The organism is Elizabethkingia argenteiflava (genome assembly GCF_009904105.1).
In the GTDB taxonomy this organism is placed as follows: Bacteria; Bacteroidota; Bacteroidia; order Flavobacteriales; family Weeksellaceae; genus Elizabethkingia; species Elizabethkingia argenteiflava.
In genome coordinates this window covers 1-1,179 of the sequence record NZ_JAAABJ010000279.1, presented here as the reverse complement: position 1 = coordinate 1,179, position 1,179 = coordinate 1, and the positions used below count along the sequence as shown (strand labels likewise).

The window sequence follows — 1,179 nt, the reverse complement described above, 5'->3', positions numbered from 1 at the left end:
TTTATATCCTAAAAAAGTATTTTATATTTGTATTTAAATATTAAAATCACAAAAACATTAAAATGAATTTTTTAACAGGAAAAGAATTAAACGAAAAAATATATGATATCATTTATAACTCCGAAAAATACCTCTTAATTTTATCACCGTTTATTCAATTAGACCCGTATTTTAAAGATGAAATTTTCAACAAGCATTTAAATAATTCCAACGTTCATATCATCATAGGTTTTGGAAAAAATGAAAATAATGTAAACAAAAGTTTTGGAAAAGAAGATTTTGATTATTTTATACAATTCCCCAATATTACTATAGTTTATATTCCTAATCTGCATGCTAAGTATTATGGAAATGAAAATAAGTCTGTCGTTACATCTATGAATTTAATAGATTATTCTTTTATCAATAATATTGAATTTGGTGTTTATTCTCAAAAAAAAATCTTTTACATCAAGCTGAACTCTTTTTTTAAATCTGCTGTCAGTACCTGTTTTAATGTTGTTGAAGAGCAAGGTTATACTATTTTTGTTAAAAGGCCCAAATATGAAAAAAAATTAATATTTGCTAAAAACTATGTAGGTCCAGAAGTAGAGTTAGACTGTATAGAAGATTTAATAAAATTCGGGTATGTCTCTAAAAGAAGATTGTCAGATTTTACAAATGAAAAATATGTAAATACTGCCCTAAAAGATCAAAGGAGATCAAGAGAGGAATATCATATTGAAAATGGTAACCATAAAAATCACAAAGGATATTGTATTAGATGTAGAGCCACTATAAAATTAGATTTAGAAAAACCCTTATGCTGGGCTTGTTATAAGACTTGGTCAATATATGAAGATCCTTTTTATAAGGAAAAATTCTGTATTTCGTGTGGGGACGAAAATAATACAAGTTTTAATAAACCTGCCTGTCTTAAATGCTTTAAGAAATTAAAAAAATAAAACAATAACATAAATTCGCAACCTCTGTACAAAAATTAAATACAAAAAAATGGAGGTAGTGAATCATGATAAAAGAAGTTATTTTTGAAGCTATTCTGGAGGTTACACCATGAAAGGTTTTTGCAAAATGGATATAAATGAAAAACTCTCTGCACAGTGGTGAGGTATTGTTTTCTATTCACCTTCATGATAAGATAGAAAAGTTCCCTTATCTCCACCCTATATACATGTAATA

General features: G+C 26.4%; 1 protein-coding gene. It reads left to right on the top strand.

All coding sequences use genetic code 11. From position 1 onward, the window contains the following. Positions 1–62: 62 nt before the first annotated feature. Entirely contained in the window at positions 63–944 is an 882-nt protein-coding gene (locus GNY06_RS02865) for a phospholipase D-like domain-containing protein (protein ID WP_166518720.1), read from the top strand. Positions 945–1,179: the final 235 nt, after the last annotated feature.